The sequence below is a fragment of the Nonomuraea sp. NPDC050404 genome (genome assembly GCF_040655495.1).
Classification (GTDB): domain Bacteria; phylum Actinomycetota; class Actinomycetes; order Streptosporangiales; family Streptosporangiaceae; genus Nonomuraea.
The window spans coordinates 11,969-28,417 of the sequence record NZ_JBFAKB010000016.1; the positions used below are offsets into that span (position 1 = coordinate 11,969).

General features: G+C 70.3%; 15 protein-coding genes. 12 read left to right on the forward strand and 3 right to left on the reverse strand.

Annotated features, from left to right (window positions below; genetic code table 11):
- Positions 1–3 precede the first annotated feature (3 nt).
- A complete protein-coding gene (locus tag AB0I81_RS37270) occupies positions 4–1,914 on the forward strand; it encodes a TIGR03960 family B12-binding radical SAM protein (protein WP_360666905.1) in 1,911 nt (636 codons plus the stop codon).
- Between the two features lie 153 nt (positions 1,915–2,067).
- The gene (locus AB0I81_RS37275; RefSeq protein WP_360666908.1) at positions 2,068–2,820 is read left to right on the forward strand and encodes a TIGR03936 family radical SAM-associated protein; all 753 of its coding nucleotides are present in this window, start codon (positions 2,068–2,070) and stop codon (positions 2,818–2,820) included.
- Positions 2,821–3,338: 518 nt separating this feature from the next.
- Here AB0I81_RS37275 and AB0I81_RS37280 read toward each other — a convergent pair.
- Complete coding sequence (locus AB0I81_RS37280) at positions 3,339–3,557, reverse strand: hypothetical protein (protein ID WP_360667603.1); 219 nt, start codon at positions 3,555–3,557, stop codon at positions 3,339–3,341.
- On the opposite strand from AB0I81_RS37280, the gene AB0I81_RS37285 reads away from it, so the two are divergent.
- From AB0I81_RS37285 to obgE, 4 genes are all read left to right on the forward strand, one after another.
- Positions 3,538–6,285, forward strand: a complete 2,748-nt coding sequence (locus AB0I81_RS37285) for an Rne/Rng family ribonuclease (RefSeq protein WP_360667573.1) — start codon at positions 3,538–3,540, stop codon at positions 6,283–6,285. The two genes, AB0I81_RS37280 and AB0I81_RS37285, sit on opposite strands and share 20 nt — an antisense overlap.
- Positions 6,286–6,506: 221 nt before the next feature.
- Entirely contained in the window at positions 6,507–6,809 is a 303-nt protein-coding gene (gene rplU / locus AB0I81_RS37290) for a 50S ribosomal protein L21 (RefSeq protein ID WP_080046162.1), read from the forward strand.
- A gap of 15 nt (positions 6,810–6,824) precedes the next feature.
- Positions 6,825–7,082: a 50S ribosomal protein L27 gene (gene rpmA, locus AB0I81_RS37295; protein ID WP_138694023.1), complete on the forward strand. Its 258-nt coding sequence runs from the start codon at positions 6,825–6,827 to the stop codon at positions 7,080–7,082.
- A 189-nt stretch (positions 7,083–7,271) separates the two neighbouring features.
- Complete coding sequence (obgE, locus tag AB0I81_RS37300; RefSeq protein WP_360666913.1) at positions 7,272–8,624, forward strand: GTPase ObgE; 1,353 nt, start codon at positions 7,272–7,274, stop codon at positions 8,622–8,624.
- 128 nt (positions 8,625–8,752) lie between these two features.
- On the opposite strand, the gene AB0I81_RS37305 is transcribed toward obgE, so the two are convergent.
- Positions 8,753–9,517: an SDR family NAD(P)-dependent oxidoreductase gene (locus AB0I81_RS37305; RefSeq protein ID WP_360666916.1), complete on the reverse strand. Its 765-nt coding sequence runs from the start codon at positions 9,515–9,517 to the stop codon at positions 8,753–8,755.
- Between the two features lie 88 nt (positions 9,518–9,605).
- Between AB0I81_RS37305 and proB the strand changes: the two genes are divergently transcribed.
- The 4 genes from proB to AB0I81_RS37325 all read left to right on the forward strand — a co-directional run bounded on the left by proB (position 9,606) and on the right by AB0I81_RS37325 (position 14,111).
- Positions 9,606–10,733, forward strand: a complete 1,128-nt coding sequence (gene proB / locus AB0I81_RS37310) for a glutamate 5-kinase (protein WP_360667575.1) — start codon at positions 9,606–9,608, stop codon at positions 10,731–10,733.
- Between the two features lie 23 nt (positions 10,734–10,756).
- Complete coding sequence (locus tag AB0I81_RS37315) at positions 10,757–12,031, forward strand: glutamate-5-semialdehyde dehydrogenase (RefSeq protein WP_360666919.1); 1,275 nt, start codon at positions 10,757–10,759, stop codon at positions 12,029–12,031.
- A gap of 51 nt (positions 12,032–12,082) precedes the next feature.
- Positions 12,083–12,259, forward strand: a complete 177-nt coding sequence (locus tag AB0I81_RS37320) for a hypothetical protein (protein ID WP_360666922.1) — start codon at positions 12,083–12,085, stop codon at positions 12,257–12,259.
- An 82-nt stretch (positions 12,260–12,341) separates the two neighbouring features.
- Positions 12,342–14,111: a protein kinase gene (locus AB0I81_RS37325; RefSeq protein WP_360666925.1), complete on the forward strand. Its 1,770-nt coding sequence runs from the start codon at positions 12,342–12,344 to the stop codon at positions 14,109–14,111.
- A 99-nt stretch (positions 14,112–14,210) separates the two neighbouring features.
- On the opposite strand, the gene AB0I81_RS37330 is transcribed toward AB0I81_RS37325, so the two are convergent.
- A complete protein-coding gene (locus tag AB0I81_RS37330) occupies positions 14,211–15,233 on the reverse strand; it encodes a M48 family metallopeptidase (RefSeq protein ID WP_360666928.1) in 1,023 nt (340 codons plus the stop codon).
- Between the two features lie 97 nt (positions 15,234–15,330).
- On the opposite strand from AB0I81_RS37330, the gene nadD reads away from it, so the two are divergent.
- Together nadD and rsfS are read left to right on the forward strand one after the other, a co-directional pair.
- The gene (gene nadD / locus AB0I81_RS37335; RefSeq protein ID WP_360666931.1) at positions 15,331–15,948 is read left to right on the forward strand and encodes a nicotinate-nucleotide adenylyltransferase; all 618 of its coding nucleotides are present in this window, start codon (positions 15,331–15,333) and stop codon (positions 15,946–15,948) included.
- A gap of 105 nt (positions 15,949–16,053) precedes the next feature.
- A complete protein-coding gene (rsfS, locus tag AB0I81_RS37340; protein ID WP_360666934.1) occupies positions 16,054–16,449 on the forward strand; it encodes a ribosome silencing factor in 396 nt (131 codons plus the stop codon).

Below are 16,449 nucleotides of genomic sequence, written 5' to 3' on the forward strand. Positions count from 1 at the left end.
GGTATGACTGTCGAGTCGATTTTCCCCCGCCTGGAAGCGCTGCTGCCCAAGGTGCAGAAGCCCATCCAGTATGTCGGGGGTGAGCTCAACTCGACCGTCAAGGACTGGGACGAGGCCGATGTGCGCTGGGCGCTGATGTACCCGGACGCGTACGAGGTCGGCCTGCCCAACCAGGGCGTGGCGATCCTCTACGAGATCCTCAACGAGCTTCCCCGCACACTGGCCGAGCGCACCTACGCGGTCTGGCCCGACCTTGAGAAGCTCATGCGGGCCGAGGGCGTCCCGCAGTTCACCGTTGACGCGCACCGGCCGGTGCGCGCCTTCGACGTGCTCGGACTGTCGTTCTCCACCGAGCTCGGCTACACCAACATGCTGACCGCGCTCGACCTGGCCGGCATTCCGCTGCTGGCCGTGGACCGCGGCGACGACGACCCGATCGTGCTCGCGGGCGGCCACGCGGCCTTCAACCCCGAGCCCGTCGCCGACTTCCTCGACGCCGCCGTGCTCGGCGACGGGGAGCAGATCTCCATCGCCATCTCCGAGGTCATCAGGGAGTGGAAGGGCGAGGGCAGCCCCGGCGGCCGTGACGAGCTGCTGATGCGGCTCGCCGAGTCCGGCGGGGTCTACGTGCCCAAGTTCTACGACGTCGACTACCACCCCGACGGCCGCATCAAGCGGGTGGCGCCCAACCGGACCGACGTGCCCTGGCGGGTGCACAAGCACACCGTGATGGACCTCGACGAGTGGCCCTATCCGAAGAAGCCGCTGGTGCCGCTGGCCGAGACGGTGCACGAGCGGTTCAGCGTGGAGATCTTCCGCGGCTGCACGCGCGGGTGCCGGTTCTGCCAGGCGGGCATGATCACGCGTCCGGTGCGCGAGCGTTCCATCACCACGATCGGCGCGATGGTGGAGAACGGCGTCAAGGAGTCCGGCTTCAACGAGGTCGGCCTGCTGTCGTTGTCATCCGCCGACCACTCCGAGATCGGCGAGGTCGCCAAGGGGCTGGCCGACCGCTACGAGGGCACCAACACCTCGCTGTCGCTGCCCTCGACCAGGGTCGACGCCTTCAACATCGACCTGGCCAACGAGTTCTCCAGAAACGGCAGGCGCTCGGGCCTGACGTTCGCCCCCGAGGGTGGCTCGGAGCGCATGCGCAAGGTCATCAACAAGATGGTCACCGAGGAAGACCTGATCCGCACGGTCACCACGGCCTACTCGCAGGGGTGGCGGCAGGTCAAGCTCTACTTCATGTGCGGGCTGCCCACCGAGGAAGACGAAGACGTGCTCGGCATCGCCGACCTGGCCAAGAAGGTCATCAAGGCGGGCCGCGAGGCGACCGGTAGCCGCGACATCCGCTGTACGGTCTCCATCGGCGGCTTCGTGCCCAAGCCGCACACGCCGTTCCAGTGGGCTGCCCAGGCCGACCACGAGACCGTCGACAGGCGGCTCAAGGAGCTGCGCGACTCGCTCAGAGGCGACAAGAACTACGGGCGGGCCATCGGTATCCGCTACCACGACGGCAAGCCGTCCATCGTGGAGGGCCTGCTGTCGCGGGGCGACCGCAGGGTCGGCGCCGTGATCAGGGCCGTCTGGGAGGATGGCGGCCGCTTCGACGGGTGGAGCGAGCACTTCTCCTACGAGCGCTGGATGTCCTGCGCCGAGAAGGCGGGCGTCGACGTCGACTGGTACACCACGCGGGAGCGGGAGGAGAACGAGGTCCTTCCGTGGGATCACCTCGACGCCGGCCTCGACCGCGAATGGTTGTGGCAGGACTGGCAGGAGGCCGTCTCCGGCGCCGAGGTCGAGGACTGCCGCTGGACTCCGTGTTACGACTGTGGCGTCTGCCCGACCATGGGCACCGAAATTCAGATAGGGCCTACGGGGCGAAAACTCCTTCCTCTTACGGTGGTCTAGCGCGCTCTGTGGGCGAGCCGTGTCACGGCGTACACGTACATGCGCCTCGGCGGCTTATCCTGAGACGAAAGAACTCTTACAAGGGAAGGACGACAAGCTCTGAAACCTGTTCCCGAAGGGCCTCCGCCCGCGCCCACGGTGCAACGCCTGCGTGTGCGTTACGCTAAGCGCGGCCGCCTGCGCTTCACAAGCCACCGCGACATCCAGCGGGCCGTTGAGAGAGCGGTCCGCCGTGCCGGCATTCCCGTGGCTTTCAGCGCGGGCTTCTCGCCCCACCCGAAGATCTCCTACGCGGGCGCGGCGCCGACCGGCGTCGCCAGCGAAGCCGAATACCTCGAGATCGGTGTTACCGCGCCGTGCGACCCCGCCCAGGTCAGACAGGACCTGGACGCGTCGTTGCCGTCTGGGCTCGATGTGCTCGACGTTGTGGAGGCGGGGCCGGGAGGGCTGGCCGACCGCTTGGAGGCCTCCGCTTGGGAGGCACGGCTTTCCGGTGCCGATCGCGAGCTCGCCGAGGTGGCGGTGGAGAAGTTCCTCGCGGCAGGCACGGTGGAGGTCGAGCGCCTGACCAAGAAGGGTCTGCGCCGCTTCGACGCGCGGCAGGCCGTCCTGGGGCTGATGGTGTCCGAGGGAACAGAAAGAACCGCAGCTCAGGTGCATGGAGGACCGTGTGTCATACTGCGCATGGTTGTTCGGCACCTTACGCCTGCCGTTCGACCCGACGATGTGCTCACAGGGCTGCGCCTTGTGGCCGACTTCGCGCCGCCGGTTCCCCCCGAGGTGACCAGGCTGGCGCAGGGGCCGCTTGACGCGAGTACCGGTGCGCTTGCCGACCCGCTCGACCTGGACCGCGACACCACGCGCGGCGGCGAGGCGGGACCGGCGGGTGAGCACGTCGCCGGTTGACGCGCCCAGCATGAGCCGGGCACGACCGCTGACAGGACTTGGCGTCGGAGCTCTCTTCCCGAGAGCGCCGGCGGACAACGAGACACGAGGGCTCCTGCGCGGCGCGGCGACGCGCCCGGGAGCTGACGGGAGAGCGCCCGCATGCTCGACAACGAGCCCAACGCCGGGGCCACTGGCCCTGACGGGGAGACAATTGAACAGCCCGAGGTGACCGCGCGTCGCCGCTCCGCAAGCCGCCCCGCGGGTCCTCCGCCGGAGCTGCCCGAGGAGCCGGCTTCCGGTCCGAAGACGGTCGCGGCGGCGCAGACGGCGCCGTCGGTGGCCGAGGTGCAGCCGGTGCAGAGCACCGCTGCCCAGCGTGCCGCGGGCTCGCCCGCGGCTGACCTGCTCGCGCCCTCCGAGCCTGGTGTGGCCGCTGGGGCGCCTGCTGCCGGAGTGGCTTCCGGTGGTACGGCCGCCGGTGCGGCTTCCGGGAATGGTACGGCCTTCGAGGGCGGTACGGGGGCAAATCTGCCTTCTCAGGGTGGCACAGGTGCCGCAGGGGAGGGCGTGAGCCCGGTTGAGGCCGCTGTGGCCGAGGCCGTCACCGAGGGCGTGGCCGAGAAGCCGAAGAGGGCCACGAGGACGCGGTCCACCGCCACGACGACGCGGCGGCGTACCACGAAGAAGGCCGCCGAGGTCTCCCCGGAAGGGGAGGGAGCGCCGCCGGAGGGCGAGATGCCCGCGGGGGCCGCCATGGAGCCTGCCGGAACCGCCACTGAGTCCGCTGCGGGGCTCGCTGGGACCGTTGCAGGGGCCGCAGAATCCACTACGGATGCCGCTGGGGCCGCCTCAGAGGCTGCCGGGATCGCTGAGGCCGCCGCTGAGCCCGTTGAGGCGCCCGTGAAGCGGCGCAGGACGCGGAAGAAGGCCGAGGAGGCCGTCGCGCCGCTCGGTGAGGAGGCCGCAGCCGCGGGAACCGGTGGGGAAGCCGCGGCCGAGGCCGCGCAGGCGACTTCCGCGACCTCTGCCACCGCCACCGCGAGCGCCGGTGAGGCCGCGGAGGCCGCCGCCGGTCCGACCGCCGGCGAGACCGCTGCCGGAGCCGGTGCGGGCGCTGGTGGTGAGGCGGCTGCCGCCGGCGGCCGTCGTACGACGCGTACCCGGAGCCGTGGCGCCGCGGCGGCTGGAGACGAGAGCGAGCCGGCGCGTGCCGAGAGCGGTGCGGCGCGAGGTGCCGGTGGTGCGGCAGAAGCCGGGGATGCCGATGAGGACATCCTGGACGTTCTGCCCGAGGATGAGCCGCTGGACGACGAGCCCGCCGGTGAGGACCTCGACGAGGACAACGTGCGGCCGAGCGTGCTGGCCGACCCGTTCGGGCTCTCCGCGCGCAGGCAGGACGAGCCGGGTGCCGCGTACCAGCGACCGGCCGCCATCTTCGCGCCGCTGTTCCAGGCGCCCGACCCCAGCCAGGCCAAGCCCGCCGCGAAGCGGAAGGCCGAGCCGCAGCCCGCTCCGGCGCCCGAGGCGGCTGAAGAGGCCGAAGAGGTCGAGGAGCCGGTCGACGAGAGCGTGACCGAGGACGACACCGAGGACGACGCCTCCGACGAGCAGGAGGAGGAAGGCGGCGGCCGTCGCCGTCGCCGCCGCAGGGGTGGTCGTGGCCGCGGCAAGGCTCGCGAGCGCGACGATGCCGACGACGGCGATGAGTCCGAGGAAGAGGGCGACGACGAGCAGGCGGAGGAGGCCCAGGAAGAAGAGGGCTCCAGCTCGCGCCGTCGCCGCCGCCGGCGTCGCCGGGGCAGCGATGACGGCGCCGAGCCGGCCAGCGATGACCCGCCGAATACGGTGGTGCGCATCCGCGCGCCGCGCTCGGGCCGTTCTGCGTCGCTCGAGACCGCCAACGACGGCGTGCAGAGCGTGCGCGGCTCCACCAGGCTGGAGGCCAAGAAGCAGCGCCGCCGCGAGGGGCGCGAGATGGGGCGCAGGCGTCCGCCGATCATCACCGAGTCGGAGTTCCTGGCCCGCCGCGAGTCCGTGGACCGGATGATGGTGGTGCGCAGGCAGGGCGACCGTACGCAGATCGCGGTGCTGGAGGACGGGGTGCTCGTCGAGCACTACGTCAACCGCGAGGCCAGCCAGTCCTACGTCGGCAACGTCTACCTCGGCAAGGTGCAGAACGTGCTGCCCTCGATGGAGGCGGCGTTCGTGGACATCGGCAAGGGCAGGAACGCGGTCCTTTACGCCGGAGAGGTGAACTTCGACACCGCCGGTCTGGAGGGCCAGCCGAAGCGGATCGAGGCCGCGCTGAAGTCGGGCCAGTCGGTGCTCGTGCAGGTCACGAAGGACCCGATCGGCCACAAGGGCGCCAGGCTCACCTCGCAGATCAGCCTTCCCGGGCGTTACCTCGTGTACGTGCCGGACGGGTCGATGACCGGCATCAGCCGCAAGCTGCCCGACAAGGAGCGCACGCGGCTCAAGAGCATCCTGAAGAAGGTCATGCCGGAGAACGCCGGCGTGATCGTGCGTACCGCGGCCGAGGGCGCCTCCGAGGAGGAGCTGGCCCGCGACGTGGCCAGGCTGTCGGCCCAGTGGGAGAACATCCAGAAGAAGGCCAAGTCGGCCAGCCCGCCCGAGCTGTTGTCAGCCGAGCCCGACCTGACCATCAGGGTCGTGCGCGACGTGTTCAACGAGGACTTCACGAACCTGGTCGTTCAGGGCGCCGACGCCTGGGAGACCGTGGACGAGTACGTCAAGTACGTCGCTCCGCACCTGGCCGAGCGCCTGTCGAAGTGGGACGGCGAGCAGGGCGACGTGTTCGAGTCGTACCGGATCGACGAGCAGCTCGGCAAGGCGCTGGAGCGCAAGGTGTGGCTGCCGAGCGGCGGCTCGCTGGTGATCGACCGTACCGAGGCGATGACCGTCGTCGACGTCAACACCGGCAAGTTCACCGGGCAGGGCGGCAACCTTGAGGAGACCGTCACCAGGAACAACCTGGAGGCGGCCGAGGAGATCGTCCGTCAGCTCAGGCTGCGGGACATCGGCGGCATCATCGTCATCGACTTCATCGACATGGTGCTGGAGTCGAACCGTGACCTGGTGCTGCGGCGGCTGCTGGAGTGCCTGGCGCGCGACAGGACCAAGCACCAGGTGGCCGAGGTCACCTCGCTGGGGCTGGTTCAGATGACGCGTAAGCGGGTCGGTCAGGGCCTGCTTGAGGCGTTCTCGACGCCGTGTGACTGCTGCAACGGCCGTGGCCTGCTGGTCTCGACGGAGCCGGTGGAGTCCAAGCCCGAGCAGCGCGGCACGCAGGGCAAGATGGCGGTGGAGAAGGCGGTCTCGGACAAGGTTTCCGCGGCCAAGGACTCCGCCGGCCGTGATACCGTGACCGGTGCGCTTGAAGACGTCCCGGCTGAGGACGACCAGGCAAACCAGACTTCCGGCAGAGGGCGGCGACGCTCGCGCCGAGCCAAGTCGGCCGAGTAGCCCTCGGCGGACTTCCGACGATCCGTCCGGTTCGCCTAGGGCACCGTTAATCCGGTACCCTGGTGAACCGGTGCGTCAGGTGACGTGCCCTGTTGGCGCGCTTACTCGGTTCGTCGGGTTGAGACAGGCCGAATGACAGGCGCAGCATTCGGCGGCCGCCTCTTCGTGAGGTGGCGATGGTCGAAATGAAAACAACAGTGAGTCAGTAGAAGGGTTCCGCGGTGTACGCGATCGTTCGTTGCGGCGGCAGGCAGCAGAAGGTCTCCGTCGGTGACGTCCTCGAGGTGGACAAGGTCGCCGGCGAGGTCGGCTCTTCGGTTTCGCTGCCGACGGTGCTCGTCGTCAACGACGGCGATGTGACCACGGAGGCGGGCAAGTTCACGGTCAACGCCGAGATCCTCGGTGAGACCAAGGGCCCGAAGATCCGCATCCTCAAGTACAAGAACAAGACCGGTTACAAGAAGCGCCAGGGTCACCGTCAGCGGTACACCCAGGTGAAGATCACCGGTATCGAGCAGGCCTGAACGGGAGTTTGAGAGATGGCACACAAGAAGGGCGCGTCGTCCACCCGGAACGGTCGTGACTCCAACGCCCAGCGTCTGGGCGTCAAGCGCTTTGGCGGCCAGCTGGTCAACGCGGGCGAGATCATCGTCCGTCAGCGTGGCACCCACTTCCACCCCGGCGACAACGTCGGCCGTGGTGGCGATGACACCCTGTTCGCGCTGGCCGCCGGTCACGTGCAGTTCGGTGTCAAGCGCGGCCGTAAGGCCGTGAGCATCGTCCCCGTCGCGGAGTAGGGTTTCCTCCTTCTCCGCCGACCGCGGATTTGTGCTTCAGGGGTGGATCGACTCGATCGGATGTCGATCCACCCCTTGGCGTTTCCCGGGGAGGGGCGGCTGCGGGCGCGTTCCGCAGGGGTAAGGCCCGGCCCGTGGCCGTGCGTTGTGAAATGAGATGCCCCGCGCGGGGTGATGGAGGAATGCGGGATGCCGGACTTTGTGGACCAGGTGGTCCTTCACATCGGAGCCGGTGACGGGGGGAACGGGTGCGCCTCCATCCACCGGGAGAAGTTCAAGCCCCTCGGCGGCCCCGACGGCGGTAACGGCGGGCGCGGCGGCGACGTCGTCCTTGAGGTCGATCCCAACACCGCCACGCTGCTCGACTACCACCGCCGGCCGCACCGCAAGGCGCCGAACGGCAAGCAGGGTCAGGGCTCCAACCGCGACGGCGCCAACGGCGAGGACGTGATCCTGGCCGTGCCCAACGGGACGGTGGTGAAGGACGCGGCCACGGGTGAGGTGCTGATCGACCTCGTGGGAGCCGGCACACGGTACGTGATCGCCGAGGGCGGCCACGGCGGGCTCGGCAACGCCGCGCTGGCCAGCACCAAGCGGAAGGCGCCCGGGTTCGCGCTGCTCGGCGAGCCGGGGGACGCGCTCGACGTCATGCTGGAGCTCAAGAGCGTCGCCGACGTGGCGCTGGTCGGGTTCCCGAGCGCCGGGAAGAGCTCGCTGATCGCGGCGCTGAGCGCGGCCAAGCCGAAGATCGCGGACTACCCGTTCACCACCTTGATCCCGAACCTGGGCGTGGTGACGGCGGGGGACAACGTGTTCACCGTCGCCGACGTGCCCGGGTTGATCCCCGGCGCGTCGGAGGGGAAAGGGCTCGGGCACGAGTTCCTGCGGCACGTCGAGCGGTGCGACATGCTGGTCCACGTCATCGACTGCGCCACCATGGAGCCGGGCCGCGACCCGATCACCGACTACGAGGTGATCGAGGCCGAGCTGCGGGCGTACGGGAAGCTGGAGGACCGGCCGCGGCTGGTCGTGCTGAACAAGGCCGACGTGCCCGACGCGCGGGAGCTGGCCGAGCTGGTCAGGCCCGAGTTCGAGGCGATGGGGCTGAAGGTGTTCACGATCTCGGCCGCGACGCATGACGGGTTGCGGGAGCTGACGTACGCGATGGGCGAATGGGTCGCGGCGGCCAGGGCGAACAAGCCGATCGAGGAGCCCACGCGGCTGGTGATCAGGCCCAAGCAGCTCGGGGAGGCCGGGTTCAAGGTGCGGCGGGTCAACGAGAACCTGTTCCAGGTCACCGGTGAGAAGCCGGAGCGGTGGATCAGGCAGACCGACTTCACCAACGACGAGGCCGTCGGATACCTGGCCGACCGGCTGGAGCGGCTGGGGGTGGAGGAGGAGCTGGCCAAGGCGGGTGCCAAGGCCGGCGCCGAGGTCGTCATCGGGCCCATGGAGGGCGGCTACGTCTTCGACTGGCAGCCGACGCTGGCCGCCGAGTCGATCCGGCAGGGGCCGCGCGGGACCGACAACCGCCTGGGGTGACACGGGCCTGTAAAAGGCCCCGGCCACTGCCCGGGAGCGAGTGGCGCAGTGACACGGGCCTGTAGAAGGTCCCGGCCACTGCCCGGGAGCGAGTGGCGGGCGCCTCCAAAGGGCGTGCCCCCGGGTGTTCAGGGGCGGAGGGTGGCCTCCGCGCCGCCGTCGGCGTACAGGATCTGGCCGGTCATGAACGCGTTGTCCGCGCCGGCCGTCCACGCCAGCAGCGAGGCGACCGCCGCGACCGGCCCCGGCAGCCCCAGGGGCTGCGGCATCGCGGCGGACACGAAGGCGCGCGTGGCCGGGTCGTCGAGGAACTGCGTCCTGGCCGTCTCCGTGTCCACCACGCCGGGCGCCACCGCGTTGAGCGGGATGCCGGAGCCTGCCCAGTCGAGAGCGGCGCGGCGCAGCCACCGGTTGAGCGCGAGCTTGCTGGAGGGGTAGACGATGCGCCCGCGACCGGCCGCCACGGTTTCGCGGGCGGCTGCGGCGGCGGCCTCCTCGTCCAGGGACAGGCAGGCTTCCACCAGGGGCTCGTCGGCCGCCACGATGGCGCTCAGCGACGAGACCGCGACCGCTCTGGGCTCGGGGGAGGCCGCCAGGAGCGGGCGCAGGCCCTCCAGGGTGGCGATCGTGCCGAAGAAGTTGAGCCGGACGGTGGCCTCGGAGGGCAGCGCGAGGCCGGCGACGGCGATCAGGCCGTCGATTCTGCCGCCCGAGGCGGAGGTGACCTCCGACACCAGCCTGTCGCGGCCTTCCCGGGTGGTCAGGTCGGCGAGCACGTCGGCGTCGCGCACGTCGCAGCGGATCACCTCGGCTCCCGCCTTGGCGAGGTTGTCGGCGGTGGCCGCGCCGATGCCCGAGGCGGCGCCGGTGACGACATAGGTACGAGCTTCCATGGGCGAAAAATTACATTCGTTGAAGTATTGCAGTCAATGTAGTTAGCCGGTTAATTCGGTAGCGTCGGTGTCACACCGAGCCGATAGGCTGCCGTACGTGCGGGAACAGATCGGTTCAGCCTCGAAAATCGTCATCAAGGTCGGCTCCTCCTCGCTCACCACCCCCCAGGGCATGATCGACGTCGATCGTGTGGACGCCCTGGTGGACGTGCTGGCGGCGCGGCGCCGTACCGGGACGCAGATCGTCCTGGTCTCCTCGGGGGCGATCGCGGCGGGCCTGGGCCCGCTCGGGCTGAGCGCGCGACCGCGCGACCTGGCCACCCAGCAGGCCGCGGCCTCCGTCGGGCAGGGCGTGCTGGTGGCCCGCTACACCTCCTCCTTCGCCCGCTACTCGCTGCGCGTGGGGCAGGTGCTGCTGACCGCCGACGACATGATGCGGCGCGCGCACCACGCCAACGCCCAGCGCACGCTCGCGCGGCTGCTGGAGCTGGGCATCGTGCCCATCGTCAACGAGAACGACACCGTGGCCACCGACGAGATCCGCTTCGGCGACAACGACCGGCTGGCGGCGCTGGTGGCGCATCTGATCCGCGCCGACGCGCTGGTGCTGCTGTCGGACGTGGACGCGCTCTACGACGGCCCGCCCAGCCGCAGCGGCTCGCGGCGGCTGGCCGAGATCCGCGGCCCCGAGGACCTGGTCGGGGTCGAGCTGGGCAAGAACGGCGCGGCGGTCGGCACCGGCGGCATGGTGACCAAGGTGCAGGCGGCCAGGATCGCCACGGGGGCGGGCGTGCCCGTGGTGCTCACCGCGGCCGCTCACGCCGCCCAGGCGCTCGCCGGAGCCGACGTCGGCACCTACTTCCATCCCGGCGGCCGGCATCCCGGTACGCGCCTGCTGTGGCTCGCGCACGCCACCACCGGGCGCGGGCGCCTCCACCTCGACCAGGGCGCCGTGGAGGCCATCGTGGGGCGGCGCAAGTCGCTGCTGCCGGCCGGGGTGACCTCGGTGGAGGGGGAGTTCGCCGCGGGCGATCCGGTGGACCTGTGCGGCCCCGCCGGGGGCGTGGTGGCCCGCGGGCTGGTCAACTTCGACGCCGTCGAGATTCCCGGGCTGCTGGGGCGCTCCACCAGGGAACTCGCCAGCACGCTCGGTCCTGAATACGAACGTGAGCTCATCCACCGCGACGACATCGTCATACTGGAAGCCCACAGCTGAAGACTTCCGACGAGGAGCAGGCGATGTCCGATGAGTTCCTGAAGGTGGCCCGTGCGGCACGAGAGGCCGCCGCGGAGCTGGCCCCGCTGCCGCGGGCGCCGAAGGATCGGGCGTTGCGCGCGATCGCCGACGCCCTGGTCGCGCACGCGGCCGAGATCGTCGAGGCCAACGGCCAGGACGTGGAACGGGCCAGGGCCCAGGGCACGTCCGAGGCGATGATCGACCGGCTGCGGCTGGACGAGGCCAGGATCACCGCCATCGCCGAGGCCGTGCGCCAGGTGGCCGACCTGCCCGACCCGGTCGGCGAGGTCGTACGCGGCTCGACGCTGCCCAACGGCCTCGAACTGCGCCAGCTCAGGGTGCCGCTGGGCGTGATCGGCATCATCTACGAGGGCCGCCCCAACGTCACCGCCGACGCCGCCGCGCTCTGCCTCAAGAGCGGCAACGCGGTGCTGCTGCGCGGCTCCTCCAGCGCCTACTCCTCCAACACCGCCCTGGTGAAGGTCATGCAGGCGGCGCTGGCGGAGACCGAGGTGCCCTCGGAGGCCGTCCAGCTCGTTCCGGGGCAGACGCGCGACTCGGTCAAGGCGCTCATGCGCGCCCGCGGGCTGGTCGACGTGCTGATCCCGCGCGGCGGCGCGTCCCTGATCAACTCGGTGGTCGAGGAGTCCACGGTGCCGGTGATCGAGACCGGCGTGGGCAACTGCCACGTCTACGTGGACGCCGAAGCCGACGTGGACCTGGCCGTGCAGATCCTGGTCAACGCCAAGGCGCAGCGGCCGTCGGTGTGCAACGCGGCCGAGACGTTCCTCGTGCACGCCGACGTGGCCGACGTGTTCGTGCCCAAGGCGCTGGCGGCGCTGGGGGAAGCTGGCGTGACCGTGCACGGCGACGAGCGCGTCGCGGCCCTCGGCACGGGCGTCGTGCCCGTCACCGAGGACGACTTCTACGCCGAATACCTCTCGCTCGACATCGCCGCCGCCGTCGTCGGCTCGCTGGAGGAGGCGGTGGCGCACATCAGGCGCTACGGCTCCGGCCACACCGACGCCATCGTCACCCGGTCGCAGCCGGCCGCCCGCAGGTTCGTCGCGCTGGTCGACTCCGCGGCCGTGGCGGTCAACGCCTCGACCCGGTTCACCGACGGCGGGGAGTTCGGGTTCGGGGCGGAGATCGGCATCTCCACCCAGAAGCTGCACGCGCGCGGCCCGATGGGGCTGCCCGAGTTGACCTCGACCAAGTGGGTCTATACCGGTGAAGGGCATTTGCGCACGTCAGAAGGTACGGTGGTGCCCGGGTAACCGGCGTGTCGGCCTGGCCCCGCGGCCGGTGTCGTGGATTGACTGGGGGACATGGAAATCGTCGTCGCCCTGCTCTTCTCGGCCGCGGTGCTGCTCGGCGCCGACCGGCTGCTGCTGTGGCTGGAGAGCCGCGGCCACGTCAACTGGCGCAGAAAAGGACGCAGGAAGCTGTCGGAGGAACCCACGGCGGGGCTCGACAGCATGCTCTCCGATCACACGCGCCGATAAACCTTCGGCGTGCCTCATGCGGTGACTCGCGTACCGGCGCTAGGGTTGTGTCCCTTATGGGCGCGCCGGGCGGGGAGGGACGGTGAGCAAGCTCGGCAAGGTCGGGCCTTACACCCTGGTCGAACGGCTCGGCCGGGGCGGCATGGGTGAGGTCTACCTCGCGACCACCCGCCGTGGCGAGCGCGTCGCACTGAAGGTGCTGCACGACCTCGCCGAGGACAAGATGCTGCGGGTCAGGCTGGAGCGCGAGGTGCGCGCGCTGCGCAGGGTCGAGAGCCCGTACGTCGCCAAGGTGCTCGACGCCGATCTCGACGGCCCCCGGCCCTACCTGGTCATGGAGAACATCGAGGGCGCCACGCTGCTCGACCGGGTACGCCAGGACGGCGCCCTGGAGGTCTCCCAGCTCGTCGACATGGCACAGGGCATCGCCGCGGCGCTGGCGATCATCCACGCGGCCGGGGTCGTGCACCGCGATCTCAAGCCGGGCAACATCATCATGGGCGCCCAGGGTCCCGTGCTGATCGACTTCGGCATCGCGCAGGTGCTCGACGCCACCCGGCTGACCATGACCGGCACGTTCCTCGGCACCCCCGGCTACACGGCGCCGGAGATCTTCGCCGACGAGCACGTGGACTCGCCCGCCGACGTGCACGCCTGGGCCGCCACGGTGGCGTTCGCGGCCACGGGGCGGCCGACGTTCGGGCGGGGCACGGCGGAGGCGCAGATGTACGCGGTGCTCAACGGGCAGGCCGACCTCAAGGGCGTGCCGGTCGAACTGCTGCCGCTGGTGCGCGCGGCGCTCAACAGGGAGCCCGGCAAGCGGCCCACGGCGGCGCTGCTGGCCGATCGGCTGTCCAGGCTGGCCAAGGCCACCAGCGCGGCCGAACCCGAGCCTGCCGCGCCTTCGGGCCGCGGGAGCGACGTGGTGGAGGAGGCTCCCAAGGGGCCGGCCGTGCGCGGCCGTACCGGTGAGGAGCCCGCCGGCCGGGGCGAGGCCAAGGCGCGCAGCAGGCCCAACGCGGTGCCCGCGGAGGGAAAGGTGCCGGCGCCGCGCGGGCGTACCGGAAGCAGGCCCGTCCCCGAGGGGAAGGGCGCGGCGGCCGTGGCGCGCAACCGCGCGGAGGGCAAGGGCGCGGCGGCGGTGGCGCGCGGCAGGACCGAGGGCAAGGTGCCCGCGCCGCGCGGCAGGGCGGCGGGCGCGGAGGCCAAGACCACCGGGCCGCGGGCCAAGGTGGGCGCGTCGCGGCAGCGTGCGGCGGCGGCCGTCAGGAGCAGGACGCCTGCCCCGCCGCAGGACAGGCGGCGGACCGGGCTCAAGGCCGAGTCGGCCACCACCCTGCCGGCGGGCAACGGCGCGCTGCTGCTGCTCGCGGTGCTGGCCGTGCCGTGCGTGGTGGCCTCGGTGATCCAGCCGATCGCCTCGATCGCGATCACGACCGTGTTCGTGGTGCTGACCAGGACTTTGTGGATGAGTCACTGGATGGTCAGGAAGCGCAGCTCGCGGCGTACGCGGGTGACGCTGCGCGTGTTGTTGTCCCCGGTCGCGCTGGCCGGGGCGGCGATCACCGCCGTCGTGTGGCCTGGCGTGCCCGTCGCGGTGGCGTCGGGTGGGGCGCTGTGGGCCACCGGGGGCGGAGAGATCGCCTCCGACTGGTGGCAGCAGGCCGGGCCCGTGACGGTGGCGGGCGTGGTGTTCGGGATGTTGTGCGGTGGTATCACCGGGCGCGAGATCGAGCGGATCGGGCATCGGCTGCCCGATCTGCGCAGGGAAGGGCTGCGCGCGCTGGCCGTGCTGGGCGGGTTCGTCGCCTTGTGCGCTGCCGCGGTACGCGCCATCGCCCTACTGCTCTAAGGCGAGCCTGCCCCTCATGAGGCTGACTGAGTGCTTCATGAAGGGCAGGCCCGGCGCGGCGAATCAAGCGGATCGGCCGCGTGAAGGCTGATCCGCTTGCTAGCCCTGGCCGCCGTCACGGCGGGAGAAGCGGTTGAAGATGCGCTCGCCCGCGTTGACCGCGCCCTCGGCGACGTCGCGCAGAACACCGATGAACGGGTCCTGCGACTGCTGCCAGGACGCGCGGTAGGACTCGGCCGCCGCTTTGATCTCGTCGGTCACTCTGGCGTTGGGGTCGTCCTCCCTGCGGGGGTAGTCCCCGCCGAGGATGCGCTCGTACTCGCCGGTGCGCTGCCACTTGTCCAGCTCCGCCACGCGCACCACCGCGAACGGGTGGGTGGTGCCGAGCAGGTTGAGCACCTTGAGGAAGCCGTCGCGCAGGTCGCCCGCGGTGTCGTACTCCTGGTACTGCTCCAGGAACGCCTCGATGTTCATCTCGTGCGTGTAGTCGCCGCCGGCGAGCTTCATCAGCGCGCGCTTGGCCGCGTCGGGGTTCTGCCCGACGAGCAGGCCGCCGCGGTCGGAGGACAGCTCGGACTTGCGGTACCACTCCTCCAGGCCCGCGACGATCGCGCGCAGGCCGATGTAGCCGAGCGGGATCCAGGCGACGCGGGTGGCGAGGCGGGTGAGGATGTCGAGCATCGTCCGGTAGACCGCGTGCCCCGACAGGATGTGCGAGGTCTCGTGGCCGATGACGAAGCGCTGCTCCTCCTCGTTCATGAGGTTGAGCAGGCCGGTGGTCACGACGATGAACGGGTCGTCGAAGCCGATGGCCTTGGCCTGGACCTGCGGGTCCTGCTGGACGTAGATCTCGGGGATCCGGTGCAGGTCGAGGGTGTAGGCGGCGTCGCGGCCCATGTCGTAGAGGGAGCGGAACTGCGTCTCGCTCACGCGCACGGCCGACGCGAGGTACATCAGGCGCAGCCGGCGCTCGCTGATGAGGCCGGACATCTGCTTGAGAACTGTGTCGAACCCACTCAACTTACGCAGAGCGACCAGGGCGGACCGGTCTGCGGGGTGTTCGTAGGCTCGGGACGAGATGCCGGGCAGTTGGACGCGGTTGCGGTCCGGGGTGGTCGTCATGCCCGGCATGCTACGTCCGCAACTGAAGCGATGCGCGGACATCACGAAGGGGGGTCGCCATCATGTTGTGGTCAGGCGTCCGCGTAAGGTCCGATTCATGATGAACGCGCCTGGTGTGCAGGGGATGCGGCGAGTTGGTGTGATGGGCGGGACATTTGATCCGATCCACCACGGGCACCTTGTGGCGGCCAGCGAGGTGGCCCACCACTTCCAGCTCGACGAGGTGGTGTTCGTGCCGACCGGACGGCCGTACCAGAAGTCCGAGCGTGAGGTTTCGGCCCCGGAGGACCGCTACCTGATGACGGTCATCGCGACCGCGTCGAATCCCCGGTTCTCCGTGAGCAGGGTTGACGTGGACCGCCCCGGATCGACGTTCACGATCGACACTTTGCGCGATATATCCAACATTTACGGGCCGCAGACGGAGCTGTACTTCATCACCGGGGCCGACGCGCTCGGCGCCATACTCGACTGGCAGCAGGCCGACGAGCTGTTCGAGCTGGCGCATTTCGTCGGCTGTACGCGTCCCGGCCACACGCTGCACGACCCTGGCCTGCCCGAAGGACGCGTGACGTTGCTGGAAATACCCGCACTGGCCATTTCCTCGTCGGAGTGCCGTCAGCGGGTGGCAAAGGGCGAGCCGATTTGGTATCTGGTGCCCGATGGAATCGTCCAGTACATCAACAAGAGAGGGCTCTATCACTCGGCCGGCTGAACACGGCCGGTGAAGCCGCCCGAAAACATAGGTGAGGGGTTTCGGGCTGGAAGGGTACCCTCAACATATGGGCATGCTGCCGACACAGGAGGACAGACCCGCATCGTGACCGCATCTGACAGATCCGTACAGCTCGTGCGCATCGCCGCGGAAGCCGCGGCCGACAAGCTGGCCGATGACATCCTCGCCTACGACGTGAGCGAACAGCTCGTCATCACCGACGCCTTCCTGCTCTGCTCCGCCACCAACGACCGTCAGGTACGCGCCATCGTCGACGAGATCGAGGACCGGCTGCGCACCGAGGCCGACGCCAAGCCCGTGCGCCGCGAAGGTGAGCGCGAGGGGCGCTGGGTGCTGCTCGACTACCTCGACATCGTCGTGCACGTCCAGCATGAGGAAGACCGTACGTTCTACGCCCTTGAGCGCCTGTGGAAGGACTGCCCGGCCATCTCGCTGCCGGAGAGCGTGATGCAGGCCAACCTCCAGCGGGCCCGCGCGTGA

What these genes read in the sequence shown, in the direction of transcription:
- AB0I81_RS37270 (WP_360666905.1), top strand. Translation starts at nt 4, where the DNA reads ATGACTGTCGAGTCGATTTTCCCCCGCCTGGAAGCGCTGCTGCCCAAG.
- obgE (WP_360666913.1), top strand. Translation starts at nt 7,272, where the DNA reads ATGCCGGACTTTGTGGACCAGGTGGTCCTTCACATCGGAGCCGGTGAC.
- rpmA (WP_138694023.1), top strand. Translation starts at nt 6,825, where the DNA reads ATGGCACACAAGAAGGGCGCGTCGTCCACCCGGAACGGTCGTGACTCC.
- AB0I81_RS37280 (WP_360667603.1), bottom strand. Translation starts at nt 3,557, where the DNA reads ATGGCGGCCCCCGCGGGCATCTCGCCCTCCGGCGGCGCTCCCTCCCCT.
- AB0I81_RS37305 (WP_360666916.1), bottom strand. Translation starts at nt 9,517, where the DNA reads ATGGAAGCTCGTACCTATGTCGTCACCGGCGCCGCCTCGGGCATCGGC.
- AB0I81_RS37315 (WP_360666919.1), top strand. Translation starts at nt 10,757, where the DNA reads ATGTCCGATGAGTTCCTGAAGGTGGCCCGTGCGGCACGAGAGGCCGCC.
- AB0I81_RS37330 (WP_360666928.1), bottom strand. Translation starts at nt 15,233, where the DNA reads ATGACGACCACCCCGGACCGCAACCGCGTCCAACTGCCCGGCATCTCG.
- AB0I81_RS37285 (WP_360667573.1), top strand. Translation starts at nt 3,538, where the DNA reads ATGCCCGCGGGGGCCGCCATGGAGCCTGCCGGAACCGCCACTGAGTCC.
- AB0I81_RS37320 (WP_360666922.1), top strand. Translation starts at nt 12,083, where the DNA reads ATGGAAATCGTCGTCGCCCTGCTCTTCTCGGCCGCGGTGCTGCTCGGC.
- nadD (WP_360666931.1), top strand. Translation starts at nt 15,331, where the DNA reads ATGATGAACGCGCCTGGTGTGCAGGGGATGCGGCGAGTTGGTGTGATG.